This window comes from Eubacterium maltosivorans (genome assembly GCF_002441855.2).
In the GTDB taxonomy this organism is placed as follows: domain Bacteria; phylum Bacillota; class Clostridia; order Eubacteriales; family Eubacteriaceae; genus Eubacterium; species Eubacterium maltosivorans.
The window spans coordinates 348,495-373,423 of the sequence record NZ_CP029487.1 but is presented as its reverse complement, the minus strand read 5'-3'; the positions used below and the strand labels follow the sequence as shown (position 1 = coordinate 373,423).

The window sequence follows — 24,929 nt, the reverse complement described above, 5'->3', positions numbered from 1 at the left end:
CAAGTCCGAGGATGGGGCAATTTATTTCGCCGAGTTTTTTACCCCGCCATCAGCAAGCCAAGCGTGCCGCTTTTCAACAAGATGTAAATCCCCAGCCCAATGAATACAACGGGTATGAGCACATCCTTATATTTTTCAAGAAACTTCCTGATCAGTGGATATTGGCCTATTTTCATTCCAAGAAAGCACCAGAAACCAATCAACATCACAAAAATCACAATAACAGTTATGATTTCCACAGCACTCAGATTTGTGAACAGAGGGATATAAACACTCACATTGTCTGCCCCGTTTGCCAGCGTTAGAAAATAAACGTACAGAATATCTGCCGGAAATATTTTTTCAAGCATCCCTATTAACTTTACGAGTTCCTTTTGCGCTTCCTTCCTCCCCGCTGTTTTATCATTTTTCTTATTTCTAAGCCGCCATACTGCGCCCAGCCCAAGAAAAATTGGAATCAAGCCGAACAGACCGATATACACATGGGGAACAAAGGAAATATTGTAGCCAAAGAAAAGGCTGAAAAAGGTCAGCGTCAAAACTGCCAGATACTGGCCAAGGACAATTCTTCTCTTATCCGCCGCTGTCTCTGCCCTTGAAAAAAGCAGGGTCAAAATTAAAATATCATCAATGTTCGTCCCCGCAAAGGACAACAGTGCAGTGATAACAATGGGCATATTTTCCTCCCTTATCCATAATGTCTTTTTATTCCACTATTTTATCCTTTTTCAGGAGTAAAAGAAAGCACTAAATAGAACCCTGTGATTTCAAAACAGCCCGCTTATGTTATAATCATACTATTTTGACCTTTCTCTTCGACAAAAAGGAAACATTTATCGAAAAATTTGAGCAGTACTATAATGCAGTCCATAAGAGATGAAGATGTCTCGAAGAACCTGCTGAATTACTCGCTTCTTAAGCCTTAAAAACAATCCACTCATTAAAAGAATATCGTTCAAGCCTTTTTTTATTTTAACGTGTAAAATGAATTTCAGCAACCAAAAAGGAGACTGAAAATGAACTTGGAAAATGAAAAAAGTGTTATGATTATTGATGAAGAACTCCCTCTGGGTATCATAGCTAATACCGCCGCTATCCTGGGAATCACCCTTGGCAAAAAAAGGCCGGACATTGTGGGCTGTGATGTAACGGATCAAAACGGAAATGCGCATCTTGGCATTATCGCCTTTCCCATTCCTGTCTTGAAAGGAAATAAAGACAGCATCCGGGAAATCCGCCAAAGGCTCTATACCTCCGATTTTAACGATATGACTGTTGTGGATTTTTCAGATTTGGCGCAGGGATGCAATGATTACGATGCATTTATCAATCTGATGGCAGACTCACCAGAGACCGATCTTCAGTATATGGGCGTTGCTATCTGCGGCCCCAAAAAGAAAGTGAACAAGCTTACTGGCAGTATGCCGCTTTTAAAATAATCAATGGCCGCATGGATGGGAATCCCTATCCATACGGCCATTTTTATTAAAAAGCTGTACATAAATTATCAAGCCTCATCCTTTTGAGATGATGGCGCTTACTGGACAGTCATGAAAGCAGTTGCCACACTCATCACACCGATTTCCGTTGATCCGGTAGGGATCACCCTTCTCAATGGCGTTAAAGGAACATATCTCCGCACATTTCCCACACTCGATGCAGGCATCTGTTATGGCCAGGCCTGGATTCACATAAGGCATTCCACCATAGGCAAATCGCTCACGCTCCAGCTTATGATCCCGCTTTTCTTTTGCATAATCAAAGTCATACCGTTCTCCCCATGCCCGGCATAGCACGAAAATACGTGTCCGGGGATATTTTTTAATGTCATAGGCCGCCACGTTAAAATCCCGGTTGCTTTTTGCCTTTTCCGCCACCTCGTCCATTGTGAGCTCCCGTATGTCACCAGTGATCCGCATGGTATAGCCCGGCACAAAGGAGGGCAGATTATTTTCATCATGGCTCACCTGACTGCTGGGGTACATACCACACACACTGACCTTACCCGTCTGCTTCAGCTCTCTGTAAAACGGCTTGACGTCCATGGTTCTGAAATACAGACCGTCCTCATCAAAAGCGAAAAAGTGGGCGATGCGGGATTCCACATAGCCATTCTCCGCCAGAGTTGAGAAAGTCAGACAGCCAATCTGGTTAAAATTTTCGTAAATTTCCTTTATTGTCATCATTTCATCTCTCCATTTCTCTGTAACGTTTCGCGATATAAGCCGCTGTTTCTTTCATTAGGTCAAAGTCAAACATCCCGATATTGTCCTCCGACGCGTTGGATACAGCGTTCACATCAATAATATAAAAATCCTCTTCTGTTTCAATAATATCAAGGCTCCCGAATTCAATGTCTAGAAACACCATTGCCCTTACCGCTGTCTGTCTGAGCTTTTCGGGACAATCGGTATAGTGGCTATAAGCAGAACCCAGGTGATAGGCCGATAAGCCGTCCGGTGTTACACTGCGTTTTAAAATGAGGCGGCATTCTCCACCGATCACCTCGACCCGTGTGATATAGCCATAGACAGGACGGATATATTCCTCTGCGATCATACGGATCGCCGGTATCTCTGCCATGGCCTGTGATAACGCCTCTGCCTCATTGATGATCGACGTGTAGGTGGTCCTTCCCCCGCAGTCTGGTTTGATGATACAGGGATAGCTGAGGCTCCCCGGATCAATCTCATCAGGAAAAAACACGCCGTAAACATCTGGCACCGCGATGCCCTTTTGTCTGAGAAAGGCTGTACTCAAGGCTTTACTGGTTTCATAAAAATGCGCCTGTGGCGGATTGATCATTGGAATGCCTTCACACTCTGCCTGTCTTATAATTTCCGGCATACGCGCAAGCGATTTCTGATGCGCTCTGAACTGCGCACTGGCAAATATCCGGCTGACAAGCAGATCACAGTGGCTGATCATTCCAAGGGCCTGATCTTCCTCAAGGTTGATGAGACAGGCTTCGATTCCAGAGTCCTGAATTTCTTCAAGAAGCTTGTAGCTTGACCATTCCTCTGACTCGTATAAAACACCGAGCATTTCTTATCTCTCCCTTCTCAAAAAAGTGGCCAGCTTGTCTGTTTCAGGCGACTCGAGCAATCCTATCGGCCCATGCTCAACGATTTCTCCTCGGTTCATAAACACAAAATAGTCTGCAAACCTTTTGAGAAAATCAATCTCATGTGTGATAAAAATGCAGTCTTTTCCAAGATTCTTGAGCTCTGTGACGGCCTCCAGAACCTCACCTGTCAGGATAGGATCAAGGGCTGCTGTCGGTTCATCAAGAAAAAGCAGATCTGGCTCTGTGCATAACGCTCTGGCGATGGCTGCCCGCTGGGCCTGGCCTCCTGACACCTGACGGGGCAGTTTATCTGCCTGCTCAGTGAGGTGAAACTGGTCAAGGAGCGCGCTGGCCTTAAGCTTAGCCACTTCTGGACTTATCTCCCTAATCTTTTCAAGAATCAGCAGAATGTTTTTTCTGAGCGTAAGATGGGGAAAGAGGTTGTGTTTTTGAAACACAACACCAATCTCTTGCTGGTATGCCTGAACAGTTTTTGGGGATACCACTGTGTCATTCACCTTTATGGTTCCCTCCTCTGGAAACTCGATGCCTGCCAGCTGACGCAGCAAGGTCGATTTGCCGCAGCCGGAAGCGCCCATAACACCAACTGCCTTTTTATCCTCGATTAAAAGATTCAAATTTTTCAGGATACTGGCGTCATATTTTTTTGTAACCTGTTCGAGCACTATCCTCATCGTGAAAGCCTCCTTCCAATAAGCTGCGCTAAAAGCGACAACGGAATCGTGACAGCCAGATAAGCTATCCACATTACCAGGTAACCCTCGACCGAGGCCCAGTTTTTCGCTGCGATCACTGTGATCACATAGGCAATTTCCGGAAAGGACACGACCTTTAGCAGGGCGGAGCCTTTGATGATCCCTGAGAGGTGATTGATGAACGCTGGCAATAAGGGCTTTACCATCTGAGGCAGAATGACATAGAAATACTTCTGAAAGCCTGTAAAATGGTAGAGCTCCATGACGACATACTGGTCCTCATCAATCACCTCCGCTGCGCTCTGGTAGGAGTTGGCCACATAGGGGGCCGTGTAAAGCGTTAAAGCTGCAATGCCCAACACAAATTTGCTGCTGATATGCACAGCCTCCCCCAGCACATAGACAGCCAGAAACACCATAACCAAAAGCGGCGTCCCCATAATGATCTCTCTGAAAACAACCGCCATCCCCCTTATAAACGGAACACGGCTTTTCATCATCAGATAAATCACAAAGCCCAGCACAGCGCTAAGAACCAGGGTAACAGCACTTACCAGCAGCGTATAGCCAATGCCACTCAAAAGCAGGGGCCACTGGTCAAGAATCAGATAGTACCGCGGATGATCGGTGGTATTACCCAGAACATAGAGGATCAAAAGCAGGAACAGAACACCTGCCGCCAGGTATTGCAGCAGCCTGCTGTACTTTCTTACCATATTCTGCACATCCTTTCCTATTGCTGCGGCGGATAAATGATAAAATCAATGCCCAGGCTGTCGTCCTTTAAATAATGATGGATTTCCTCATCGTATTTATCACCGGCTGCTTTGTAAAATCCTTTGTCCTCGTACATGGTTTTTACAAATGCATTGGCCTGGTTCAGCAGCTCGGTGTTGCCCTTTTTAACCGCCATCGCAGACTGGCTGTATTCTTCAATGCCCCAGTAAATTTGAGTGGTATCCGGATAAGCATAGTGATTACCAATGATTGTATTTGCTCCCACCATCACATCAGCCGTTCCGTTATTTATCTCCATCAATCCGCTGGCCACATCTGTAATTTCTTCAACTGGTACGCCATAGCTCTGGGGAACTGATACGGAGATCGTCCCCGCCAGCCCAACATACCTGGCGTCCTTGATGGAAAAGAAGTCTTCTGGTTTCATCTCATCTGTAATATTGTTCTGTCTTGCAAAATCCTTGCGCATCAGTGCCAGAGTGCGGCCATACAGATAAGGCTCTGAAAAATCAACCACTTCTTTGCGCTCCTCATTGACAGTCATATCGCAGATGACAATATCCGCTTCTCCGGTTTCCAATGCTGGAATAAGCATGGAAAAATCTGTATTGACAATCTCGACCTCACGTCCGATGTAATCGCCGAAGGCGTTGGCGATATCCACTTCTATCCCCTTGGGATTACCCTTTTCGTCCATTTCTGTAAAAGGTGGAAACTTCAGATCCATGGCGACCTTAAGCGGGGCTTCTCCCCCCTGATCTCCGCCTCCCCGACCGAAACAGCCGGCCAAAACCAAACCCGCAATCAAAACGCACACAAATAATCCTGTTATTTTTTTCATTGTCTACTCCTTACTTTTTTTCTTTAACACGCTAGCGCTCATACCGCCTCAATGTCCATACCACTGCAGTTTTTAACTTCCATAAGCACTTTTCCAATATCACCATCGATACAGACAGACTGCTTTGCGATATCCTGAGGACAGACAGCCTCGCCTAAATTGATACAGGCGTAGGACGCTTTTGGGTTTGCTGCAGCCATCCGCCAAAATGGATACTTAATAATCACTGGCGTATTACCACCAACCCCCAGTTCTAAAAATAAGAGCTTCATGTTTTTATGGCGCCGGATAAAATCCTCATATCGGCTGTGAGCCGCGTACCAGCCCTTATCCTGGACAAATGTGTTATCGCAGCGGAGATTCATCATTATTGGCGCGCCGCACACAGGACAGCGTGGCACAAGCCAGGATGGAACCCTGCGGTTCCTCTGCTCGGCAACCATTCTCTTAACTGCGGCCTCGTTGTCCCAGGTTTTATCACAACAGGGTTTTGAACACTGCCATAGGCCATAGTCCCCCTGGGTATAAAACAGCCTTTTCTTATCAAAGCCTGACAGTTGGAACTGATGATCCACATTTGTTGTAATCACAAAATAATCTCTGTGTCCAACAAGCTTAAGAAGAGTTTCATAAGGCCCGCGATCATGTTCTTCATAGCGATTATGGTAAATATACCGGCTCCAGTATCCCCAATGTTCTTCGGGTGTATCGTAAGGATAAAACCCTGCTGAATACATATCCGGAAAATGATAAGCCTTTATAAAATCCGGGAAAAGCTTTTCAAAGCGCTCCCCTGAATAGGCTATCCCCGCAGAGGCCGACAAACCGGCTCCTGCGCCGATCAGCACAGCGTCCGCTGTTTCAATGGCGTTTCTCAGCCAGCAGATTTTTCGCGCTTCGTCATTTTCTTTTCTCATCCTATTGCTGAAAAACAATATGCTCACCTCGTTTCATGTTTTATAATTATTCATTTTCGCTGATTTCTTTTCATGCCTATATCATAAAACAAGACTGTGCTACTGTGAAGAAGGCACAATATTGTGGGGTAGTTTCCAAATGGTAACCATTGGGAATTTATGGGTGTTCCACCTTTAAGTTTTCCTTAAGATTTATTTTAAAAGACCAATTAAAAAAGACTTTTCATGATCCTGTTCCAATCATGAAAAGCCTTTTTACAAAATAGTTTGTCCATTCTCATAATGTGTCAAAAATCCGGATGATTTCTTTTGTTATCTCGTTCACAAGCTCGAGCTGTTCAGGAGTTAAGTCTTTTGTCGAAACGACACTGTCATTCAGCGCCGTCTTTTTTCCAAGGAGCGTCTCTACATCGACCATTCCTGCTACGGCTCCGCTGTATTTTTCAATGGCGCGTCTGGCACAGCACCTGCTGCAGCCATCCACCGATATGGTTGGATGGTTTTGAGCAAAGGCCCGCTCCTGCTCGCCACCTGCAATGAACAACGGCAGGCACAAGGTGCTGACCTTTCCAGGTCTCAGTTCCTCCATCATTTTGCGGACTGCCAAACGTGAAAGGGTTCCGCCCAGACATTCCTCGCCGCTGCACGCAATTATTCCAATATTCTGTTCACCCATCGCCTGTTATCCCTCCAATTCTGCTTTCGCTTCTTCTGCCATAACTTCGGCCAGCTCACCAGCAAACCTCCAGCCGTCCTCTGTCAGACGGGTTCCGGTGCCGTGTTCCTCTCCCCGATGCGATTTCATAAAATCAACTACACGGTGCTTATTACAGATATTTCCTCCAGCAGCTTCTACACTTTTCTGCGCACAGCATTTAGCGCAGCCGTCAATGGTAATACAGGGCTGTCCCTCTATCTTCGAAACCACCTCATCATCGCCAGTAACAATATGGGCCAGACACAGGCTTTCTGTTTCCTCTGGCAGCAATTCACCAGTTACCTTTAAGGCCGCTTCACGGGCAATCAGCCCAAGCACCTTTCCGATCCCGCTGCATGGAATAACCTTTATTCTAGAGTTCAATTTCCTCCACCTTCCTTTTCATGATTTCATAATACGCCTCATCACGGATAAGCATTTCGGCGTCCTCATCCCAGTGAGTCAGCCTTATTTCTGCAATCCATCCTCCTTCATAGGGGCTTTCGTTGACAATTTCAGGGGCTTGCTCCAGTTCTGTATTAATGGCTGTAACCACACCGCTGACCGGTGAAACCAGCTCGAAAATTGATTTTCCAGACTCCACTGATCCCACATCGTCAAACTGTTCAAGCTTCCTCCCAACCTCTGGAAAATCCACGAACAAAATATCGGACAGGTTCTGCTGAATAAAATCCGTCACGCCCACCCGGGCGATCCCGTTTTTAACAAGCGCCCAGCAATCATTCTCATTAAAGTAATAATAGTTTTCAGGCACTTTAAAAATAAACTTTCCTTTAGAAAACTTCTTGTAATGGACCAGACCCGGCATTTCAAAGGACGAGGCCTTACCCTCGTCAGGCTTTTCCTCAAAGCCCTCGATAAGTGTATTTATAAAAATCTCAACGGATTCATCCATTTCCAGATAGTCTGTTAACGAGAAGCCTCTTTCCCTTGCGCTCTCGCTCACGTTGATTCGTTCCGCCACTCTTAAATGCCCTTCGGCGGCCAGCTTACTGGCACATTTCGTATTACAGCCGTCGATGACCAGCAGGGGCTTTTCAGCCAGCGCCTTCTGGTAACGTTTTTCTGCGGCGTGGTACAGCACCGGGCATATCAGCTCATGGTCGCCATCCTCCAAAAGCTTGAGGGCCACCTCGCGGGTCAGTAAGCCGGCAAATTTGTCCAGCCCATTACAGGGAAGCACACAAAAATCTTTTTTCATGATTCTTTGTCCTCCCTGCGCATGGCTTTAATGGCCTGAGTTGCCGCTGCTTTATCCGGAAATGTGATGGCGCCAGGTCCACAGGTCTTTCCGCAGGCGCGGCAAAAAACAACGCAGTTATCCGGATTTTTTACCGCCAGCTGATGCGCGCTGCCCACCTGCTTTTCAAATACCTGGTGCGGACAGAAATCCATGCAATCCATACAGTCGTTACATTTGCTGTAGTCAATGCGGGGTGACCAGTCAATCCGGTTTCGTTCCACTCCCATAAATGTTGTATCACTCATCCTTAAACCTCCAGTCTCACGGCATCCAGAGCTTTTTCAACCTTTTCAAATGCCTGCTCATTTGTCATATCCCGAATATCCAGCATAAGCACGTCTTTTTCAATATCGAGACCAGCCTCCTTAAAGGCCTCTTTAAACATCTTGCGCTGCATATTCGGCGCGCAGGCGCCAATCACAAGCTTTTGGTGCGTTTTTAAAAAATCTGCCCAAAAACGGTCTCCATCCTCCTCACACAGCTGCGGATGAATGATGGCATACTCTACCGGCAACTCCACACGCACTTGATTAATAAAATCCCAAATATCCATTGCCTGAAATCCCGGACATTTTCCTGTACATACACACATTATAAACCCTGGCAAGTCTTCATTCATATTAGCACCTCTTTATATAATTATTTAATTATATATTTATAATATTACCTTTACCGAAGAAAGTCAAGGTATTTTATTTGGGAAAAACGACCTCTTTTTTATTAATTCACAAAGTCTCTTGTCTTTTAGCCGTTCTTCCTATATAATCATAATATAATAGATCAATTATATTATTATAGAAAAGAGGCTTAATATGGATATTGGAGCGTTATCCGTCAAAATATTAAAAGCAATGGGCCACCCGATCCGTTTGAAAATTGTCAAATTTTTATTGGACAAGCCCCATTGTGTCTGTGAGCTGAAAGAGAACCTTGAGTTCAGCCAGCCCAATCTTTCCCAGCATTTAAAAATATTGAAGGAAGCTGGTATTATTGAGAGCGAAAAGGTTGGTGTCCAGACACACTATCATGTCGCTTTAAAAAGCACCGCCACCTTAATTGCCGCGGCCGAAACCATGAGCCAGGAATATTTGGGCCAGTTTAAATAAATAAAAACGCAGTAGGTACACGTCGCTAAGTACCCGCTGCGTTTTTTATAACCCTTTCATCTATTAAATTCCCGATATACACACCCTGCGTTTCAGCTCATCCGAATAAAACACACAGACTCTTTCCTGGTAGAGCTGTGTGAGAGACGGCTCAGTGAGAATATCCTCTGGCACTCCGCAGTGCAGTCTTCCCTGCCGGTCTAAGAGCGCAACGAACCCACCGGTGTAAAAAACCTGATCGGGATTATGTGTTGTCATGATAATACCAAATCCATTTTCAGCCAGCTTTTTGACAAGGCGCATGGTCTTAATCTGGTTGCCAAAGTCCAGGTGAGCTGTCGGCTCATCCAAAAGGATAAAGTCCGGCTCCTGAACGATGGCTCTGGCAATGGTTACCAGCTGTCTTTCACCACCGCTGATCTGCGTGTAGGGCTTTTCAACAAGATGCTTTATGCCGACCATATCCAGCGCCCGCTCTACCTGCTCATAATCGGCGTCACCCGGGGAACGCATTTTTCCAAGATAGGGAGTGCGCCCCATGACCACAAACTCTCTGACTGTATACTCGTAGGTGGGAACATGAATCTGCGGCACATAGCCAATTCTCTGAGCTACCTTTTTGGGGGACATTTTATCGACCTCTTCCCCATTCAACCTTATCTTCCCCTCCTGCGGCGTGATCAAATTTCCAATACAATTCAACAATGTCGATTTTCCTGCGCCGTTCGGCCCTAAAATTGACAGTATCTGACCTTTTTCAAGCTCAAAATTCACTTGTTCAAAAATAACACAGCTGTTTAAATATTTAAAACTAAGATTATTGACTTCCAGCTTCATGAGAGGTTCATCCTTTGTTTTTTAAGCAGATAAAAATAGAAGGGCGCACCAATCAGTCCGGTTAAGATGCTCAAGGGCAGCTCGGCGCTTGTGAGTGTTCGGGCGATGGTATCCACCACCAGCAAAAAGATCCCCCCGACCACAAAGGAGACTGGCAGCAGTTTCATGTTATCCGGCCCCACCAAAAGCCTGCCGAGATGCGGCACAACCAGCCCAACCCAGCCAATGGTCCCACAGATACAGACAGAGCAGGCTGTCAGCAGTGTCGCGCAGACAATCACGATCATCCTTGTAGTTTTGATGGTGATCCCCAGGCTTTTTGCCTCTGTCTCTCCGAGGGACAGCACGTTAATTCGCCATCGCATGGCCATCAATACCACTGTGGAGATAAGCACCGCGGGACAGATCATCAGAAGGCTGTTTGGCAGCACCTTTGCAATGCTGCCCATCTGCCAGTAGGTGATTTCCGCCAGCTGTGTCTCGGGGTCGGCGATGTACTTAATGATCCCCATAATGGAGTTCATAAGCCCTGTGACAATGATGCCTGCCAGCACCAGCATCATATTGGAGTTATTTTTGATAACCTTGGGAATAGCAGTTGTGATCATGACTGCGATAATGCCGCCGATAAAAGCGCCAACCTGCACACCAAAGGTGCCAACGCTAAAAAGAATGGCGAGGGCCGCCCCAATGCAGGCCCCGGAGGATACACCCAGCAGATCCGGCGCCACCAGAGGGTTTTGAAAAACACCTTGATAAACTGCACCGGAAAGAGCCAGAGAGCCGCCGACCAGGACAGCTGCCGCTACACGCGGCAGCCGAAGGGTCATAACCACACTTTCTGTGTTGGCGTCCCAGCTCCCTGAAATCGGAAAAACCCTGGACAGAATCACCTTAACCACATCTAAAAAGGGTATCCAGTAACGGCCCAAGCACAAAGCCAGAATTCCGGATAAAACCAAAACGAGGATCAGTCCAGCGAAAACAGCATAGTATTTCTGGTTGATTTTCTTTTTAAGTCCCGCTGTATTCATATTCTCTCCCCTTCAAATTTTACTGGTTTACTTTCACATTATAAATGGCGTCAATCTCTTCATCGGCTAAATTGTAATCAAAAAACTTTTTGTAAAAATCCTTAATGTCACTCCGGATATCATAATCTGAAAAGATTTCCGGCTGCTGGATGCTACCCATCCACTTGAGCATCAGCGGCGTCTCCACACAGGGGGCATCCCAGCGCAGAATCCCTACTGGTGTTTTGTAAACGCGGTGGTTTTTGACCGCGTCGATATTGCTCCAGTCCTGTCCTTCGATTTTATTTTCATACAAATCCTCTGGCATGGTATCGTCAAAATTTGAAAGGTAGATAATCTCAGGGTTCCATTCCATAATCTGCTCCATATTTACCTCTGCCCACTTTTTCTCTAAACCAGCGGCAACATTCCGGCCGCCTGTCAGCTCAAGCAGATAGTTATTAATGTTTTTTGACCCCGCTACGCTCAGTTTCTTATTCTGCAGGTAGAGAACGCTCTTTTGATCTGCCGCGGCAACCTGATCCTTTTTATTGGTAAAATACGTCTCGGTATCATTGTGGTAATCGATGAGCTTCTGGGCAAAATCCTCCTTGTCCAGAACCTTTCCCACCAGTGTTAAATCCTTTTTCAGGTTCTCAAGGTTTTCGGCATAGTTTAACATAACAGGCGTAATACCAACCGCTTTCAGCTTTTCGGCCTCGGCCTCCTGGTCATTCCAGATAAACGCCACCTCTGGCGAAAGCTTCATCAGTTCCTCGATATTAATGGAAAAATCCTGGGAGATTTCTCCAGTGGAAATCTCTGCAAATTCCGGCGCAAGTTTGGTCATAAAGCTTTTTTTATACTGGGCCATCGCGCTGGGGTTAATGGACACAATCCTGTCACTTCCCCCGTCAACCGTCCACACAGCCGATGCCCATGGAATCGGGGTGATGGCTACCTTTGTAATCTTTTCCGGCAGCTCTACCTGGTTACCGCCCTCATCGGTTATAACACGCGCCTCGGCTTTGTCGGTACTCTCCGCGGTTTTTCCGCTGCTGGCGCAGCCTCCAAAAATCAAACTGACAGCCAGACACAGGCCTGCTGCTTTTAACCATGTTTTTTTCATTTTAAACTCCTTTATTTTTAATTACATAAAAAACTGTTTTAAATACTGACAGCCTTCTCGGCCGATAATACAGTAATCCCCCTTTATATAACGGTTTCCACTGAGGGCTGGGAAGGGCAAGGGAACCTTAACCGCTGTATTTTCAGGAAGATACTGAAAATACAGCGGATCCGCGACAACATAATCCACTTCTCCGGCAAGACCCCACTGGGAAGGAAGCTTTTCGACAATGGCGCACTCAACATAAAATTCATTTTTCAGGGCCGTACTCATCTGCCGGTTCAGCTCATGATCCCCTATCATCACTGCATTTCTCTGCTCCCGCTTAAAAGGCACTGTGTCCTGGGGGCATCTCCGGAACGCAGCGTCTCCTGTTATGCTTTCCAGATATTGATAAGCGGCCCTGACACCGCTCACGCTAACAGGCATCTGATAAAACCACGGCGTACCATACTGTTTTTCCATCCACTTCGCCAGCTCAAGGCCCACTTCTGAGATAACCCAGTTGACACTCGCTTTGGGCGCTTCTCTAAGTTCAGCAAGCTTTCCGCCTCCCAGCCAGCAGACAGCATAGCCCAGTTGGGCAAGCTCACGTACCAGCGCAGCAAACTGCCGCTGGTTTCCAAAAACAAAGGGCGTATACCCCACAAAATTGATTCGCTTTTCGGTGCGCTTACAACGCCGCATCTGCTTTCTTGAAACGTTGGATAGCGCTTGCTGTGTTCCCTCAAGGGCGTCTTGAAAGCCGTTGGTCTGGATGAATATTTTTTCCTTAAGCGAAGGAAAAGAGCTGTCGTCAAGACCCGTCATAACAGTTAGCGGTGTGCCCACAATGAACGCAGACTGCCTGTTTTCTTCCTGCATGACGGCGTCTATGCCCTTCTCGATGCTCTCAGCCGCGCCAAGTGTCACCTGGAGGTCGTTCATTCTTGAATACCAGAAAGGCTGTTCTCTGAAATCATCAATGGACCGTGGACAGGAGGCACAGCCCGCGCCTGTTACCAGACAGGCGCAGATCGAGCGGTCCCCTTCAAAAGCAGTCAGCGCGCCGCTGTAATCTGCTGCCAGAGGCGGCAGCGGACAGAGGCGCTCCTCTTTTCCTTCTTTGTGGTTTTCCTGAGCGTGTCCAAATCCCTGAATGATTTCTTCAAGCCGTTCCACAGACTTTTTCTTCCGTTTTTCCATAGGACCCCGTCTGAAAACAGCGACCGGCACATTATAAGGATTATCCGCTTCTGATACCAGCGTCTCAAAATCGGTCTGTATAAGAATATCTGGACAGGAAACATAGAGCACCACCCCCTTTGTCCCTCTGGTCGTAACAAGCTCCTCGAGCATACCGCGGACTCTGTGCGCGCAGCTGCCAAGTGTATACTCTAGCCTGGAGACTGGACAGAGTCTCAGGCGGCTGAGGGCTTCTTTCTCCATTGCCCTGAAATAAAGAATTCGGAGACAGGCCGGCGGCCCCACTGCCAGAACGCGCACACCTTCAGTTTGGAAAAGAAGTCTGGACAGCGCTTCATCTCCCATTCCTGGCTGTGCTTTCTCAACCGTTGCTGTGCTCATGATGGTTCTCCTTCTCAAACTGATAGAGTATTTCGCCCAGACTGTCCATCTCTGCATCAGAAAGGGGTTTCGGGAGTGTCCCGGCCTCCTGACGGGCTATGGCTCTGGCCAGTGTCATAAAACTTTTTTGCAGTGCTTCACCTTCGTCCTGCTCAAAAACAGTTGTCTTCTGATAGTCGGCAAGCCGAAGCGTATCACTTTGGCTGACAGAGGCCGCAATCAGGCTGCCTGTCAGCTCACCAAAGCGCTCGACAGCCCGATGGTCTGTACCAGGCCTGGCCCGGTTATGGATCAGTCCGCCAAGCAGGGGCTGTGCCCGGGCAGAATACCGCACAATGCTCATCATGATATTATTGGCGGCGTAAAGCGACATCAGCTCAGAGGAGGTGACAATATACACCTGATCCACACACTTTTTTCTCATAGGCATTGAAAATCCACCGCAGACCACATCGCCTAAAACATCATAGAGGATTAAATCCCAGCTCTCTTCAAATATTCCCAGCTTTTCAAGGGTCTCCAGGGTAGTAGAGATCCCCATTCCCGCACAGCCAATGCCTGCCTCCGGTCCTCCAGCCTCTACACATGCCACCCCCGTCTCTCCCATAAACAGGATATCCTGTACCGTCACCTGTTCTCCTTTTTCATTCAGCTTTTGGATGACTGTGGGAATCCGCTTTCTCATCAGGCACCGGGTTGAATCCGACTTAGGATCACAGCCGATGTGAAGCACCCTTTTCCCCATTTTTGCGAAAGCGGCGGAAACATTGGCCGCAATGGTCGACTTTCCAATACCGCCCTTTCCATAAAACGCGATTCTCTTACTGCTCTTTTCCATAATTTCTCCCATAAAAAAAACTCTTCTGACCGATTCATCAGAAGAGTTCCTCAACATAAGCAACACCCTCTCCTAATGATCCGTTAGGTTAGGTATAGACAAGAAATGTTGAAATATCCTGACTTGGGTTCATTGCCAGCTGTAACAACTTCCCAGAGAATGCTCTCCAGTGTTGATAAAACTTACAGCGGCTCCCCCTTACAGTGGCGGCACCGTACCGGATTCTCACCGGTTTTCATGCAACAAGTCTTCTATGTAATTTTGCTATATTATATCACGATATCTGATAATTCACAACCACTGCAATTAACTCAATTTTTGATTGCCAGCTATCGTATTTTTTGATAGTATAATTAAAACAGAGGAAAGGAATAGTATAAATATGATCTCTATGCAAAACATGAAATACATTGTCGAGATCGCAAAGCACCACTCGATCTCCGCTGCCGCCAAGTCTCTTTTTGTCTCACAGTCAACGCTTTCAACAGCGGTGCGTGAGGTGGAGCAGCAGCTTGGCATCTCAATTTTCAGACGAAATAACCGTGGCATTGAGGTCACCTTTGAGGGACAAGACTTTCTAAACCACGCCAAGGATATTGTGGAGCAGAGCGAATATCTTGAAAGGCGGTACAAGCACCGAAAAACCCTGCCCATGCGTTTTTCTGTTTCCACTCAACGCCTTCCCTTCTCGGTCATGTCCTTCATACAGATTGTCGAGGACCTTGAACTCAGGCATTATGACATCGCCATCCGCGAGTGCCCAACCCATGAGGTCATACACGATGTGGCGTCCAGGCGCAGTGAGCTTGGTATTTTATGTATTAACGAGCACTATCTCAACACCATGCAGAAGCTCCTTGATTCCAGTAATTTAACCTTCTGTGAGCTGGGGCAGCTCACCATTTATGTTTTCCTGCGGAAAAAGCACCCCCTGAGCGGAAACACCTCCCTGACGCTGGATATGCTCAAAGAATACCCCTTCGTAACCTATGACCAGGGCGAGGACAACATGCTGCATTTTTCTGAGGAAATCTTGTTTAATGAAATCTGGGATAAAAACATTCATGTCATTGACCGATGCTCCAAAATCGCCCTTGTCCGCGGCACAAACTGCTTCAGCATCGGCCCTGACCTGACCAACAGCGATGCTGACCGTATGCATTCCAACATGAGTGAAGTAAGGGCTGTCCGTTTTTTAGACAACGACCAGCGGCTCCACGCCGGATATATTCTCAGAAACGAGCACAGCTTAAGCGCCATCGGCGAGAAATATATTAAGGTCCTGACCGAAAAGATAAAATCCTTTGAAAAATGGGACTGAGAAAGTAAAAAAAGCCGTATTCACAATGATACGGCTTTTGTAACATTTTTTGACCCGGCGTTGTTTTTATGAAACACGACGGGCAATTACGGCTAAACGGCCATCGTTCAGTCCGACATTAAAGATACAGGTGGACAGTGTAAGGATCTCATCACCTGGCTGTACATTCACATCGGTCGCGACAATGCTCTGGTTTTTTATGTTTTGGTAATAGGCCAGAAAACTTTCATCGTCGGCAAATTCCAGCTGTCTGTAATCATAGTCCTGCTCAACCACCAGCACGGCAAAGATCTCCCAAACGCCGTCACCGCCCAGTTCTGGCGGTCTTCTGTAAACAATTTTATTGTGCTCTGTAATAAAATTTGGGTCTTTATAGTAATAAAGCAAATCGTCAAACATGACATGCACGCCGCTGCGCATGGTGCTATGCCCATAAATCAGCGAATTCTGGCTTCTGGGCTGCCACTTGTAATTCATATCTAAAAAGGGAACGCCTCTTTCATCCGACTCGCCGTTGAATGAGGTATACAAATATTTATCATTATCGGTTGTCTGTACTACAGGGGTATCGATATTTGTCCCTTCAATACTCAGCCAGCCAACGGTTTCCGGGTTTACCTCACGCAATGCCGCCCAGTCGATGCTGTTATCCTCGCGGTTTATGACCTGCATTTTAAGAATCGGTGTGTTGTTTGGAAAGAACTCTTTATAAAGCATCCACCCTGCCGCCCCTAAAAGGGCGAGAATGATCAAAATGATGACAATGTCACCAACGACACGCACAGCGCTTCTTTTTTTCTTCACTTTCTTTTTTGTCATATTTATGTTTTATATCCTTCGGGCCTGCTGTCCTTGCGCATTTGTATTTTAGTCAACTCGATTTTATAAAACCCAAAGGCTTCATACCTCCTTTTATGGTTATTCATTATATCAAATCTTTCTAAATTGATAAAGACTTAAATGATAACAAAAAGGATTTTGTGCTTGTCTTAAAAAAGAATAAAGCTGAAATACGTCAGGGTTTCCGGGCCATGGGTATAACGCAGGCCAGTTTTGATCACAATATCCATTACAATAATCCCATACCCCTCCACTGAGGGAAAGAGCTTATCTGGATACCGGCAAGGCTCGTGTGGGTAGGTGCACGCGTCACAGACCAGACACCCTTCTGTCGACAATACGAGACTGTTCGGCCGATGTGTCCGAAACTGCTGAGCTACTCTGGCCGTGACTGCCTCGTGTCTGATACGGGCATCCTGCCAGCCCCTTGCGTTATAGCGCCCTTTCAAATCCGCGACGGTAGAAAAAATCAGCACATTTTTATAGGAGAGACATTTCAGCACACAGCTTTCATAGCTTCCCACAGCCGGAGGGCACGCCCATGTCGCGTCAAATTGTCCGCAGCTGTTGTGCTCGCACAGAGTCCGCGTCTGGTCTGAAAAAAGCAGCTGATCGGTCGTTGAAAAAGCGCATTCGTTCACACCCATTTCCTGCGGTGATGGGTGCATAAACACACTCGGATGATTCATGATTTTTTCATTCGTATTAAATGCTGTTCTCAAATTATCCATTGTTACCTCAAATCTAAAACGGCTTTACACACTGATGCGATTCTCTGCCGTAGCACAATCCCCAGTCTCCGGCGTCTCTTTGCAGTGAGCACTGCAGAAATGACAGAGTGCGTCCGGATTGCGTAGCTCTCTGGCCTTTTGAGGACAGTAATACTGATCAAACTGCTGCTCCAGAAACTGTCCGTCAAAGTGGCTTCCTACAGGGTGGAGAGGTTTTTCTTCGATAAAAGCCAAATAAGTACACGCGAGCTTGATCATGCTTCTCTGCAGCTCTCCTCCAAGGGCATAATCTTCCAGGTATTGGTCAATCAGGCGTTCAAAGGCAAGTAACCGCTTTTCACTGATGCTTTTTATGGCGCAGTTTTCCAGAGCCTCTGTCTTCAGGCTGATCAACGCTGTTACATTGTAAATGGTATTGAGCATGGTCTGGTGTGCCAGCGTCCCCGGCTTATACTTAATCTTCTGTACCTCCTCGCGCTGCTGCATCAAAACCTCCAGATCAAACATTTCGGCTTCCTCTTGAAGCTGGAGGACTAAATCATATTTTGTCATTGTTTTCCTTTCCCGCTCCTTTGGCCACAAAAAAACCTTCTCTGATTCAGAGAAGGTAAAAAGACACGAGACTGCTTGTGGTTTGTCCTATTACTCTAAATCGGAGCTTTAAGAACCTGCTTCTGAGTCGGTCTTCTGGCTCTGCAATATCATCCTTCTCCCTTCCCGCCCACAGGCAGTGGTTATTTGAGAGGCATTTTGCATTACAGCTGCGATTACAGCAAGGGAGTCACACCCTTTTCCCATTACACAGAACAGTTTCACGATTAAATTTTCTTTATCATATCGCTTTCTGCCGTTTTTGTCAAGAAAAAGCGCCAGAGAATGCTACTTTAAGGCCATGAGCTGCCTATCCAGCTTCTGCCCATGCTCAACCGAGTCGGCGCTCACAAGCTCCAGCGTCAGGTATTCGGGCGATATTCTCTGTATCAGTGCATTTACTTCTGGGTGTGTGAAGGGCAGATGGGCGTCAATATTAAAAATATGCTCTGAACACTGACAAAAACGATCCCAGAACGACTCTTTTAAATCCGGCGGATTCTGGGCAATTTTCTGGACATAGGCCCCTGAGAGGGATTGCTGGAGGTGCATCCCACAGATATAATCGCAAAGCGGTCCGTGGGCGTCGAGCATTTTATTGATGTAGTCAATGCCTTCCTTTTCTGTCCTCAGCTCTAAATTGGTATGCAGTAAATGGCCGGTATCCAACATAATCCCCTTTTGAGCGGTATGTATTCCCCTCAGCAGCCGTTCTGTCATTTCCGGTCGGGTAAGGGTCAGGCCTGGCCACCAAAGATTTTCGACCAGGAATTTAAATGTGTAATTTTTACCGTCCAAAAGCGTGTTGATCACTTCACAGCTTGCGTCAATCACTGTCTCGTCACTATAATGAAAAACATTGTGATAAGTTTCTGTAAAACGGCAGTCCGAGACATGGAACACCACATACTCGGCATTCAGTGCCTGCGCTATGTCCAGTTCCTTTTCTAAGCGGTTGAGGATACTGGATTTATCCTTTCCCTCATAATATACCTCCCAATTTTCCGGCTTATCAAACTCCTGCAGCAAGGCATCTTCATCACTACGCCATAGATCCAGCCAATAAGGGAACATTCTCAGATGCACGCCCACAACATCCTCCTGAGGTATCTTCTCGGGAAGACGCTCATTCCACAATACCTGAAGCTCCAGGCCGTCCAGACCGCGGGATTTGTAAAAATCCTTCAAGGCCCCCCGATCTTCAAACCGATCCATATCATGGCTGAATACTGTCATATTAATCAATTTTTTCATCTTAGCAACTCCGCTTTTCCCATATTTTCAAAATTAAAAAATGACTGACTTGTCTTTATCATAGCTTTCACGCTTTGTTTTGTCAATCTCCATAAAACTTTTCATACCTGTTACCGCTGCAAAAGCATTGACACCAGATTAAGAAGACGTGATGCCTTTTCCCCTTTGGCGACAACATTGAACGCATGTGCAAAAGCAGCGTCACCTGCATTGCCAATCCGGCGGCTCGGTCCGGGATAACATGGTCATTGAATTCTGTGATCAATACAATATTGCTATGGTCATGACCGGACTCCGTTTGTTCCATTATTAATTTTAAGGCCGGTCAGTGCCGCTTTTCCATAGTAATCTGAAAAGGTGCTTACGACGCGCTTTCCTCTTTCAATTTTTCATGATCAGCGCTTTTTATGGCATCATCTACATAGTCTTTAGTGATGTCCACGCCGACAACCTCATACCCTCTTCGGGCAAATTCCAACGAATGTCTTCCAAAGCCACAGGCCATGTCGAGGATTTTTTCTTTCCCATTCAATTTTAAGGTTTTTATAATAAACGCAACTTCATCGACGGTATTTTCTACCCACGACTGGTTTTTGATGTCCAGGCCCCATATTTCTTTATACCAGTTTTTTCCTGATGATTTTAAGGTCGAATTCACTTTTTCTCCTTTGCACATTATTATTTTACCTTCAAATTAATCATACTGTATAAACCAAGAGAATACTGGTCTTGTATTATATTTTATGCTATTATTGTTCATTAATTAGTTACGGCTATTAATCGGAAGCACATCTAAAATACATTTTCAGATATTTTGCATCACTTTAAACTATCGAAGACTTCATCTCTGAGATTATCTGCACTTTGTCAACACAACAAATTTTTAAGGCTTCTCTTTTATTAAATTTTAATCATTGACACTTATTCAATTACTGTGCTATCCTATATGCGAGGTGATGAAATGCGAGTATCTAAGGACCCGGAGATCCGAAAACAGGAAATTCTGGATGTTGCCATGCGTGTTTTCGCAGAAAAAGGCTACGAGACCACAACAATGAAGGATATTGCTAAAGAGGCAGGTGTTGTAGCCGGCTTGTGCTATCACTATTTTCAAAACAAGCATGCGCTGTACCAGGAAGCCCTCACACAATACGCCAAGGCGTGCAGCAAGCCCTTTGCAGATGTTTTTAAACAGACCGGGCTGCCGTTAGCTGAGTGTATCAAAATACTGGAAACAACATCCGAAAACGAAGCAGAAAACTATAAATACCGCGACTTCTTCGATAAAGACGGCAATGAACTCTTTCATGCCCAGCTGGAAGTATATATGTCAAAAGAGATTTTTCCACATCTTGAAGCCTATATTAAAAGCCTGATGACGCGCGGAGAAATCGAAAAACAGGACGCACATATGCTGTCGCGCTTTATATGGGGCGGTCAGATGGCCGTCACTAACAATGCCGCCGGCTCTGTCAAAGAAAAAAATCTTTTTATACGGCAGATGCTCACCTTAATCTTAAAATAGCACCATAACCACACCCCGCCTTTACAGGCGGGTTAAAAAATAACCATTCATTGAATATTTGTCAATGAATCTAAATCAATGGAGGAATTATTATGAAAAATACCAAGAACACTAAGCAGACCACTATAGACTATTTTAACAGCACCGCGAAGGATTATGACCAAAGTCATGATGGAAAATTTGTCGAATGTATGTATGAGGATATCGTGAACCGCGTCCTTGATTTAAAGCCAAAAACAGTTTTAGACCTGGGCTGTGGCAATGGCAATATCATTGCCCGCCTTCAAAAGCGTCTGAACGCCGATTATTATGGATTGGACATTTCAGAGGCCATGATCACTCAGGCCGAAAAACGGCTGCACGATGTTCATTTTATGGTGGGTGACGCCGAAAAAATGCCTTATGTGGCCGATAAGTTTGACGTGATTATCTGCAATGCTTCCTTTCACCACTACCCCCACCCAAAAGCGGTCATCTGTGAGATGCAGCGTGTTTTAAAAAAAGACGGGACCCTCATACTGGGCGATCCAACGGCCCCCTTTAAAGTGTTGACTGGCTTTTTAAACAGCGCTATGGCTCACAGCAATTCCGGTGACCATCACATCTACCATAAATCTGAAATCATTGATCTTCTCAGCCAGGAAGGATTTCAGGTCTACGGATGGGCCAAGCCCAACTATAAAACCTTTGTTTTAAACGCAAGGCTTTCATAACGCGCCACCCACTCTGCCTCAGGGAATAATCCCCAACGCTACTACTTACCGATTATCCATCACTCGTCATCCTCGCCGGAGACGGTAATCTTATACCCTTTCTTCACGGGCTCGTCATCATCATCCAAGGAAAGGCGCACAGGCTTTTTGATCTCTACCAAGCTCATCTGGCTGATCTCCCGTTTGACGGCCCGGTCGATGGCGGAGCAGGTTCCCTCAAAATCGGTATCAATTTCGCGGTAGGTATAGGCGATGCGTTTTAAACCTAAGTCTCTGAGGGCGTCGCCCTTTTTCCCCAGTGAGCCGCTGCTGGTGTCCCCAAACTGCTTAAATTTCTCCAGCTCCACCACCAGTTTGGCGGAGGGGCAAAAGAAAAGAAAGCCGTCAAAGCCCGGCAGTGCGCTGCGTTTAAAGGGCTCAGGATAAGTTTTTAGATACTCGTTCCACAGCTTTTTTTCCTGGGGTGAAGTTTGTTCTTCAAAGTCTTTTAAGGTTGGTTTATTCTTTTCTGTCTGTTTTCCATAAGCCATGGGTTCCTCCTTTAAAAACGCTGGTCTGTTATAAATAGCAGGCCAGCGTTTTTATCAATTCGTTATTTTATTTTTCTTTAATCTCAAGTGCAGCCTGCGCAGCAGCTAAGCGCGCGATGGGCACACGGTATGGTGAGCATGAAACATAGTTAAGTCCCGCGCGCTGGAAAAAGTGAATGGACTTGGGATCTCCGCCGTGTTCGCCGCAGACACCGATCTTGAGGTCTGGTTTTGTTGAACGACCGAGCTTGACGCCCATTTCTACCAGCTTGCCAACGCCATTAACGTCAATACTCTGGAACGGGTCGTTTGGCAGGATGCCCTTTTCTTTGTATTCACCAATGAATTTGCCTGCGTCATCTCTGGAGAAGCCATAGGTCATCTGAGTTAAGTCATTGGTACCAAAGGAGAAGAATTCTGCTCTTTCGGCAATTTCATCCGCGATCAGGGTTGCTCTTGGGATTTCCATCATGGTTCCTACTTTATAGTCAATGTCGGAGCCCTTTTCTACCTTGATCTTTTCTGCGGTTTCTCTGACAACATTTTCGACATAGTCCAGTTCTTCTTTCATGCCGATCAACGGAATCATGATTTCTGGAACGATGTTGTAGCCATCTTCTTTTTTCACTTCAATGGCAGCTTCCATAATGGCTCTTGTCTGCATCACCGCAATTTCCGGGAAGGTGACTGCAAGACGGCAGCCTCGGTGTCCGAGCATCGGGTTAAATTCTTCGAGGCCATGGATCGTGCTCATCATTTCATCCATACTCATATCCATATCTCCCGCTAAAGCTTCGATATCTTCCGGTTCAGTTGGCAGGAATTCATGCAGTGGCGGGTCCAGCAGACGGACGGTTACCGGCAGATCCTTCATGGCTTTGTAGATACCCATAAAGTCTTCCTTCTGCATTGGCAGCAACTCGGCCAGATATTTTTCGCGCTGTTCTTTGGTCTTTGACAGGATCATACGGCGCACGCTCGGGATTCTGTCTTCGTTGAAAAACATGTGCTCTGTACGGCAGAGCCCAATCCCTTCTGCACCAAAGCCTACCGCTACAGCGGCGTCTCTCGGGGTGTCGGCGTTTGTGCGCACGTTCATGGTTCTGCAGGAATCTGCCCATTCCATGAGCTGTCCAAAATGTCCGGAAAGCTCAGGTTCCTTTGTTCCGATGCTTCCCTTATAAACCTTACCGGCGGAGCCGTCTAAAGAGATATAATCGCCTTCGTAAATATATTCTGTACCGACACGGAACTGCTTGGCGTCCTCATCGACCTTTGCGTCCTCACAGCCTGCAACACAGCACTTACCCATGCCGCGCGCAACAACCGCCGCGTGTGAGGTCATACCACCGCGGGCTGTCAGGATGCCGTTGGCAGCGTACATGCCTTCGATATCTTCGGGGGAGGTTTCCTTTCTGACCAGGATTACTTCCTCACCGTTTTCTGCTGCGGCTTTTGCTTCTTCTGCTGTAAAGTAGACCTTACCGGTGGCAGCGCCTGGTGAGGCTGGCAGGCCGCTTGCCAGAACGACGGCTTCTTTCAGCGCGACTTCGTCAAAGGTCGGGTGGAGCAGCTGGTCTAAGGATAACGGCTCAATGCGCATAACGGCTTCTTCTTTAGTGATGAGGCCTTCTTCTTCCATTTCCACTGCGATTCTGAGCGCAGCCGGGGCAGTTCTTTTACCATTACGGGTCTGGAGCATGTACAGCTGGCCCTTTTCAACGGTAAATTCCATATCCTGCATGTCTTTGTAGTGTTTTTCAAGGAGTTCTGCAGTATCGTGAAACTGCTTGTAAACTAAAGGCATAATTTTTCTGAGTTCATCGATTTCACGAGGGGTACGGATACCTGCAACAACGTCTTCGCCCTGGGCGTTTACCAGGAATTCGCCGAAGAGCTTATTTTCGCCTGTTGCCGGATTTCTTGTGAAAGCAACGCCAGTACCTGAGTCATCACCCATGTTGCCAAATACCATTGACTGCACGTTGACAGCTGTCCCGATATCGTGCGGAATATCATTCATGTCACGATAGACAAATGCGCGTGGATTGTTCCAGGATCTGAATACTGCTTCAACAGCCATCAACAGCTGTACATTCGGGTCCTGCGGAAAAGGTTTACCTGTTTCGGCTAAAACAATTTCTTTATAGCGCCCTACAACTTCCTGCAGGTGATCGGTTGTCAGCTGTGTGTCAATCTGGAAACCTTCACGTTCTTTAATTTCATCCAGAACGTTTTCAAATTTGTTTTTGTCAATTTCCTGCACAACATCGCCGAACATCTGGATAAAACGACGGTAACTGTCATAGGCGAAACGTTCATTGGCTGTCTTTTCAGCCAGACCTACAACGGTTTCATCATTAAGGCCAAGATTTAAGATGGTGTCCATCATACCAGGCATTGAGATTCTCGCGCCGGAGCGTACGGATACCAGCAAAGGATTGTCTTTATTGCCGAATTTTTTCTTGGTAATATCTTCCAGAACAGACATATGGCTGTTGATCTGGCCGATCATTTCATAAGTCAGCTTGTTTTCCTTCAGATACTCGATACACGCTTCAGTCGAAACGGTAAAACCCTGTGGCACTGGCAGGCCGATTCGCGTCATTTCCGCCAGATTCGCACCCTTTCCACCTAATAGGTTCCGCATGTCCGCATTGCCATCACTAAATAAATAAACCCATTTTTTATCCAT

At 46.4% G+C, this 24,929-nt stretch carries 29 protein-coding genes, 1 pseudogene and 2 riboswitches; of the genes and pseudogenes, 6 read left to right on the top strand and 24 right to left on the bottom strand.

Annotated elements, in window-relative coordinates:
* Nucleotides 1–38 precede the first annotated feature (38 nt).
* Nucleotides 39–677 (bottom strand): cadmium resistance transporter, encoded by a 639-nt coding sequence (locus CPZ25_RS01885; RefSeq protein WP_096919494.1) that lies wholly within the window; start codon nucleotides 675–677, stop codon nucleotides 39–41.
* Between the two features lie 339 nt (nucleotides 678–1,016).
* Here CPZ25_RS01885 and CPZ25_RS01880 point away from each other — a divergent pair, with 339 nt between their 5' ends.
* Nucleotides 1,017–1,439, top strand: coding sequence for a DUF2000 domain-containing protein (locus tag CPZ25_RS01880; RefSeq protein WP_074616029.1), 423 nt, complete (start codon nucleotides 1,017–1,019; stop codon nucleotides 1,437–1,439).
* Between the two features lie 75 nt (nucleotides 1,440–1,514).
* On the opposite strand, the gene CPZ25_RS01875 is transcribed toward CPZ25_RS01880, so the two are convergent.
* From CPZ25_RS01875 to CPZ25_RS01825, 11 genes are all read right to left on the bottom strand, one after another.
* Complete coding sequence (locus tag CPZ25_RS01875) at nucleotides 1,515–2,186, bottom strand: 4Fe-4S binding protein (protein WP_096919493.1); 672 nt, start codon at nucleotides 2,184–2,186, stop codon at nucleotides 1,515–1,517.
* A 1-nt stretch (nucleotide 2,187) separates the two neighbouring features.
* Nucleotides 2,188–3,045 carry an ATP-grasp domain-containing protein gene (locus tag CPZ25_RS01870; protein ID WP_074616031.1) on the bottom strand — a complete coding sequence of 286 codons (858 nt, stop codon included), beginning with the start codon at nucleotides 3,043–3,045 and terminating at the stop codon, nucleotides 2,188–2,190.
* A 3-nt stretch (nucleotides 3,046–3,048) separates the two neighbouring features.
* Nucleotides 3,049–3,762, bottom strand: a complete 714-nt coding sequence (locus tag CPZ25_RS01865) for an ATP-binding cassette domain-containing protein (RefSeq protein ID WP_096919492.1) — start codon at nucleotides 3,760–3,762, stop codon at nucleotides 3,049–3,051.
* Nucleotides 3,759–4,499, bottom strand: a complete 741-nt coding sequence (locus CPZ25_RS01860) for an amino acid ABC transporter permease (protein ID WP_096919491.1) — start codon at nucleotides 4,497–4,499, stop codon at nucleotides 3,759–3,761. The genes CPZ25_RS01865 and CPZ25_RS01860 overlap by 4 nt, the downstream gene beginning before the upstream one ends.
* Before the next feature lie 17 nt (nucleotides 4,500–4,516).
* Entirely contained in the window at nucleotides 4,517–5,362 is an 846-nt protein-coding gene (locus CPZ25_RS01855; protein ID WP_058694881.1) for a transporter substrate-binding domain-containing protein, read from the bottom strand.
* Between the two features lie 38 nt (nucleotides 5,363–5,400).
* Nucleotides 5,401–6,279: an SIR2 family NAD-dependent protein deacylase gene (locus CPZ25_RS01850; RefSeq protein WP_096919490.1), complete on the bottom strand. Its 879-nt coding sequence runs from the start codon at nucleotides 6,277–6,279 to the stop codon at nucleotides 5,401–5,403.
* 277 nt (nucleotides 6,280–6,556) lie between these two features.
* Nucleotides 6,557–6,955 carry a putative zinc-binding protein gene (locus CPZ25_RS01845; RefSeq protein WP_096919489.1) on the bottom strand — a complete coding sequence of 133 codons (399 nt, stop codon included), beginning with the start codon at nucleotides 6,953–6,955 and terminating at the stop codon, nucleotides 6,557–6,559.
* Nucleotides 6,956–6,961: 6 nt separating this feature from the next.
* Nucleotides 6,962–7,360 carry a putative zinc-binding protein gene (locus CPZ25_RS01840; protein ID WP_096919488.1) on the bottom strand — a complete coding sequence of 133 codons (399 nt, stop codon included), beginning with the start codon at nucleotides 7,358–7,360 and terminating at the stop codon, nucleotides 6,962–6,964.
* On the bottom strand, nucleotides 7,350–8,198 hold the full coding sequence (gcvH, locus tag CPZ25_RS01835) for a glycine cleavage system protein GcvH (protein ID WP_096919487.1): 849 nt from the start codon (nucleotides 8,196–8,198) through the stop codon (nucleotides 7,350–7,352). Before gcvH ends, CPZ25_RS01840 begins: the two co-directional genes overlap by 11 nt.
* Nucleotides 8,195–8,485, bottom strand: a complete 291-nt coding sequence (locus tag CPZ25_RS01830; protein ID WP_096919486.1) for a 4Fe-4S dicluster domain-containing protein — start codon at nucleotides 8,483–8,485, stop codon at nucleotides 8,195–8,197. The genes gcvH and CPZ25_RS01830 overlap by 4 nt, the downstream gene beginning before the upstream one ends.
* A 2-nt stretch (nucleotides 8,486–8,487) precedes the next feature.
* On the bottom strand, nucleotides 8,488–8,859 hold the full coding sequence (locus tag CPZ25_RS01825; protein WP_096919485.1) for a hypothetical protein: 372 nt from the start codon (nucleotides 8,857–8,859) through the stop codon (nucleotides 8,488–8,490).
* A gap of 193 nt (nucleotides 8,860–9,052) precedes the next feature.
* Here CPZ25_RS01825 and CPZ25_RS01820 point away from each other — a divergent pair, with 193 nt between their 5' ends.
* Complete coding sequence (locus tag CPZ25_RS01820) at nucleotides 9,053–9,346, top strand: ArsR/SmtB family transcription factor (protein WP_058694887.1); 294 nt, start codon at nucleotides 9,053–9,055, stop codon at nucleotides 9,344–9,346.
* Between the two features lie 63 nt (nucleotides 9,347–9,409).
* Here the strand turns inward: CPZ25_RS01820 and CPZ25_RS01815 are convergent, their stop codons facing one another.
* Genes CPZ25_RS01815 through CPZ25_RS01795 form a run of 5 tightly spaced genes read right to left on the bottom strand, consistent with a single transcriptional unit; the run spans nucleotide 9,410 to nucleotide 14,729 of the window.
* Nucleotides 9,410–10,183, bottom strand: a complete 774-nt coding sequence (locus CPZ25_RS01815) for an ABC transporter ATP-binding protein (protein WP_058694888.1) — start codon at nucleotides 10,181–10,183, stop codon at nucleotides 9,410–9,412.
* Nucleotides 10,180–11,217, bottom strand: a complete 1,038-nt coding sequence (locus CPZ25_RS01810) for a FecCD family ABC transporter permease (RefSeq protein ID WP_058694889.1) — start codon at nucleotides 11,215–11,217, stop codon at nucleotides 10,180–10,182. The genes CPZ25_RS01815 and CPZ25_RS01810 overlap by 4 nt, the downstream gene beginning before the upstream one ends.
* A gap of 19 nt (nucleotides 11,218–11,236) precedes the next feature.
* The gene (locus CPZ25_RS01805) at nucleotides 11,237–12,325 is read right to left on the bottom strand and encodes an ABC transporter substrate-binding protein (protein WP_096919484.1); all 1,089 of its coding nucleotides are present in this window, start codon (nucleotides 12,323–12,325) and stop codon (nucleotides 11,237–11,239) included.
* Nucleotides 12,326–12,346: 21 nt separating this feature from the next.
* Nucleotides 12,347–13,891 carry a nitrogenase component 1 gene (locus CPZ25_RS01800; protein ID WP_167495136.1) on the bottom strand — a complete coding sequence of 515 codons (1,545 nt, stop codon included), beginning with the start codon at nucleotides 13,889–13,891 and terminating at the stop codon, nucleotides 12,347–12,349.
* Nucleotides 13,872–14,729 carry a nitrogenase iron protein NifH gene (locus CPZ25_RS01795; RefSeq protein WP_242867473.1) on the bottom strand — a complete coding sequence of 286 codons (858 nt, stop codon included), beginning with the start codon at nucleotides 14,727–14,729 and terminating at the stop codon, nucleotides 13,872–13,874. Before CPZ25_RS01795 ends, CPZ25_RS01800 begins: the two co-directional genes overlap by 20 nt.
* 114 nt (nucleotides 14,730–14,843) lie before the next feature.
* Nucleotides 14,844–14,964: riboswitch (cobalamin riboswitch) on the bottom strand.
* A 147-nt stretch (nucleotides 14,965–15,111) separates the two neighbouring features.
* Between CPZ25_RS01795 and CPZ25_RS01790 the strand changes: the two genes are divergently transcribed.
* The gene (locus CPZ25_RS01790) at nucleotides 15,112–16,050 is read left to right on the top strand and encodes a LysR family transcriptional regulator (protein WP_096919482.1); all 939 of its coding nucleotides are present in this window, start codon (nucleotides 15,112–15,114) and stop codon (nucleotides 16,048–16,050) included.
* A 66-nt stretch (nucleotides 16,051–16,116) separates the two neighbouring features.
* Here CPZ25_RS01790 and CPZ25_RS01785 read toward each other — a convergent pair whose 3' ends face one another.
* The 4 genes from CPZ25_RS01785 to CPZ25_RS01770 form a co-directional block, all read right to left on the bottom strand.
* Complete coding sequence (locus CPZ25_RS01785) at nucleotides 16,117–16,869, bottom strand: class B sortase (RefSeq protein WP_058694893.1); 753 nt, start codon at nucleotides 16,867–16,869, stop codon at nucleotides 16,117–16,119.
* Between the two features lie 170 nt (nucleotides 16,870–17,039).
* On the bottom strand, nucleotides 17,040–17,621 hold the full coding sequence (locus CPZ25_RS01780) for a DUF2284 domain-containing protein (protein WP_096919481.1): 582 nt from the start codon (nucleotides 17,619–17,621) through the stop codon (nucleotides 17,040–17,042).
* A 24-nt stretch (nucleotides 17,622–17,645) separates the two neighbouring features.
* The gene (locus tag CPZ25_RS01775; RefSeq protein ID WP_133067073.1) at nucleotides 17,646–18,173 is read right to left on the bottom strand and encodes a DUF2115 family protein; all 528 of its coding nucleotides are present in this window, start codon (nucleotides 18,171–18,173) and stop codon (nucleotides 17,646–17,648) included.
* A gap of 108 nt (nucleotides 18,174–18,281) precedes the next feature.
* Nucleotides 18,282–18,441: riboswitch (cobalamin riboswitch) on the bottom strand.
* Between the two features lie 59 nt (nucleotides 18,442–18,500).
* Nucleotides 18,501–19,466 (bottom strand): TIM barrel protein, encoded by a 966-nt coding sequence (locus CPZ25_RS01770; protein WP_096919479.1) that lies wholly within the window; start codon nucleotides 19,464–19,466, stop codon nucleotides 18,501–18,503.
* 158 nt (nucleotides 19,467–19,624) lie between these two features.
* Between CPZ25_RS01770 and CPZ25_RS20735 the strand changes: the two are divergent.
* Nucleotides 19,625–19,779: pseudogene (locus tag CPZ25_RS20735) on the top strand (phosphoribosylaminoimidazolecarboxamide formyltransferase); the annotation flags it as partial.
* Nucleotides 19,780–19,827: 48 nt separating this feature from the next.
* Here CPZ25_RS20735 and CPZ25_RS01760 read toward each other — a convergent pair.
* Nucleotides 19,828–20,124, bottom strand: a complete 297-nt coding sequence (locus CPZ25_RS01760) for a class I SAM-dependent methyltransferase (protein WP_243129332.1) — start codon at nucleotides 20,122–20,124, stop codon at nucleotides 19,828–19,830.
* Between the two features lie 303 nt (nucleotides 20,125–20,427).
* On the opposite strand from CPZ25_RS01760, the gene CPZ25_RS01755 reads away from it, so the two are divergent.
* Complete coding sequence (locus CPZ25_RS01755; RefSeq protein ID WP_074616046.1) at nucleotides 20,428–20,991, top strand: TetR/AcrR family transcriptional regulator; 564 nt, start codon at nucleotides 20,428–20,430, stop codon at nucleotides 20,989–20,991.
* Between the two features lie 92 nt (nucleotides 20,992–21,083).
* Nucleotides 21,084–21,704, top strand: a complete 621-nt coding sequence (locus CPZ25_RS01750) for a class I SAM-dependent methyltransferase (protein ID WP_096919477.1) — start codon at nucleotides 21,084–21,086, stop codon at nucleotides 21,702–21,704.
* A 59-nt stretch (nucleotides 21,705–21,763) separates the two neighbouring features.
* Here CPZ25_RS01750 and CPZ25_RS01745 read toward each other — a convergent pair whose 3' ends face one another.
* Together CPZ25_RS01745 and ppdK are read right to left on the bottom strand one after the other, a co-directional pair.
* Nucleotides 21,764–22,234 (bottom strand): PDDEXK family nuclease, encoded by a 471-nt coding sequence (locus CPZ25_RS01745; protein ID WP_058694898.1) that lies wholly within the window; start codon nucleotides 22,232–22,234, stop codon nucleotides 21,764–21,766.
* A gap of 67 nt (nucleotides 22,235–22,301) precedes the next feature.
* Nucleotides 22,302–24,929: a pyruvate, phosphate dikinase gene (gene ppdK, locus CPZ25_RS01740; RefSeq protein WP_096919476.1), complete on the bottom strand. Its 2,628-nt coding sequence runs from the start codon at nucleotides 24,927–24,929 to the stop codon at nucleotides 22,302–22,304.

What these genes read in the sequence shown, in the direction of transcription:
- CPZ25_RS01885 (WP_096919494.1), bottom strand. Translation starts at nt 677, where the DNA reads ATGCCCATTGTTATCACTGCACTGTTGTCCTTTGCGGGGACGAACATT.
- CPZ25_RS01880 (WP_074616029.1), top strand. Translation starts at nt 1,017, where the DNA reads ATGAACTTGGAAAATGAAAAAAGTGTTATGATTATTGATGAAGAACTC.
- CPZ25_RS01875 (WP_096919493.1), bottom strand. Translation starts at nt 2,186, where the DNA reads ATGATGACAATAAAGGAAATTTACGAAAATTTTAACCAGATTGGCTGT.
- CPZ25_RS01870 (WP_074616031.1), bottom strand. Translation starts at nt 3,045, where the DNA reads ATGCTCGGTGTTTTATACGAGTCAGAGGAATGGTCAAGCTACAAGCTT.
- CPZ25_RS01865 (WP_096919492.1), bottom strand. Translation starts at nt 3,762, where the DNA reads ATGAGGATAGTGCTCGAACAGGTTACAAAAAAATATGACGCCAGTATC.
- CPZ25_RS01860 (WP_096919491.1), bottom strand. Translation starts at nt 4,499, where the DNA reads ATGGTAAGAAAGTACAGCAGGCTGCTGCAATACCTGGCGGCAGGTGTT.
- CPZ25_RS01855 (WP_058694881.1), bottom strand. Translation starts at nt 5,362, where the DNA reads ATGAAAAAAATAACAGGATTATTTGTGTGCGTTTTGATTGCGGGTTTG.
- CPZ25_RS01850 (WP_096919490.1), bottom strand. Translation starts at nt 6,279, where the DNA reads ATGAGAAAAGAAAATGACGAAGCGCGAAAAATCTGCTGGCTGAGAAAC.
- CPZ25_RS01845 (WP_096919489.1), bottom strand. Translation starts at nt 6,955, where the DNA reads ATGGGTGAACAGAATATTGGAATAATTGCGTGCAGCGGCGAGGAATGT.
- gcvH (WP_096919487.1), bottom strand. Translation starts at nt 8,198, where the DNA reads ATGAAAAAAGATTTTTGTGTGCTTCCCTGTAATGGGCTGGACAAATTT.
- CPZ25_RS01830 (WP_096919486.1), bottom strand. Translation starts at nt 8,485, where the DNA reads ATGAGTGATACAACATTTATGGGAGTGGAACGAAACCGGATTGACTGG.
- CPZ25_RS01825 (WP_096919485.1), bottom strand. Translation starts at nt 8,859, where the DNA reads ATGAATGAAGACTTGCCAGGGTTTATAATGTGTGTATGTACAGGAAAA.
- CPZ25_RS01820 (WP_058694887.1), top strand. Translation starts at nt 9,053, where the DNA reads ATGGATATTGGAGCGTTATCCGTCAAAATATTAAAAGCAATGGGCCAC.
- CPZ25_RS01815 (WP_058694888.1), bottom strand. Translation starts at nt 10,183, where the DNA reads ATGAAGCTGGAAGTCAATAATCTTAGTTTTAAATATTTAAACAGCTGT.
- CPZ25_RS01810 (WP_058694889.1), bottom strand. Translation starts at nt 11,217, where the DNA reads ATGAATACAGCGGGACTTAAAAAGAAAATCAACCAGAAATACTATGCT.
- CPZ25_RS01805 (WP_096919484.1), bottom strand. Translation starts at nt 12,325, where the DNA reads ATGAAAAAAACATGGTTAAAAGCAGCAGGCCTGTGTCTGGCTGTCAGT.
- CPZ25_RS01800 (WP_167495136.1), bottom strand. Translation starts at nt 13,891, where the DNA reads ATGAGCACAGCAACGGTTGAGAAAGCACAGCCAGGAATGGGAGATGAA.
- CPZ25_RS01795 (WP_242867473.1), bottom strand. Translation starts at nt 14,729, where the DNA reads ATGGAAAAGAGCAGTAAGAGAATCGCGTTTTATGGAAAGGGCGGTATT.
- CPZ25_RS01790 (WP_096919482.1), top strand. Translation starts at nt 15,112, where the DNA reads ATGATCTCTATGCAAAACATGAAATACATTGTCGAGATCGCAAAGCAC.
- CPZ25_RS01785 (WP_058694893.1), bottom strand. Translation starts at nt 16,869, where the DNA reads ATGACAAAAAAGAAAGTGAAGAAAAAAAGAAGCGCTGTGCGTGTCGTT.
- CPZ25_RS01780 (WP_096919481.1), bottom strand. Translation starts at nt 17,621, where the DNA reads ATGGATAATTTGAGAACAGCATTTAATACGAATGAAAAAATCATGAAT.
- CPZ25_RS01775 (WP_133067073.1), bottom strand. Translation starts at nt 18,173, where the DNA reads ATGACAAAATATGATTTAGTCCTCCAGCTTCAAGAGGAAGCCGAAATG.
- CPZ25_RS01770 (WP_096919479.1), bottom strand. Translation starts at nt 19,466, where the DNA reads ATGAAAAAATTGATTAATATGACAGTATTCAGCCATGATATGGATCGG.
- CPZ25_RS01755 (WP_074616046.1), top strand. Translation starts at nt 20,428, where the DNA reads ATGCGAGTATCTAAGGACCCGGAGATCCGAAAACAGGAAATTCTGGAT.
- CPZ25_RS01750 (WP_096919477.1), top strand. Translation starts at nt 21,084, where the DNA reads ATGAAAAATACCAAGAACACTAAGCAGACCACTATAGACTATTTTAAC.
- CPZ25_RS01745 (WP_058694898.1), bottom strand. Translation starts at nt 22,234, where the DNA reads ATGGCTTATGGAAAACAGACAGAAAAGAATAAACCAACCTTAAAAGAC.
- ppdK (WP_096919476.1), bottom strand. Translation starts at nt 24,929, where the DNA reads ATGGATAAAAAATGGGTTTATTTATTTAGTGATGGCAATGCGGACATG.